Genomic DNA, 266 nt, shown 5'->3' on the forward strand with positions numbered 1-266 from the left:
GCTGCGGCCTGTTCGATGGTGGAGCGGGAAATGCCGCCGTCCACCTGGATCCACACATCCAAGCCGGCTGCTTCAATAGCGCGCCGAGTGCGGGTGACTTTCGGCATCATCGTTTCGATGAAGCTCTGCCCGCCGAATCCCGGCTCCACGGTCATGATGAGGATCATGTCGAACTCGTTGAGGATGTCCACGAAGGGGGCGATGTCTGTCGCGGGCTTGAGAGCCAGGCCGGCGCGTGCACCGATGCGGTGCAGTTCGCGTGCCAG

1 pseudogene is annotated in these 266 nt (G+C 63.2%); it reads right to left on the minus strand.

The features are described from left to right. A pseudogene (locus QP415_RS11975) lies at positions 1-266 on the minus strand (ribulose-phosphate 3-epimerase); the annotation flags it as partial.

Origin of the sequence: Pauljensenia sp. UMB3104, from assembly GCF_030217285.1 — a bacterium.
Lineage (GTDB): Bacteria > Actinomycetota > Actinomycetes > Actinomycetales > Actinomycetaceae > Pauljensenia.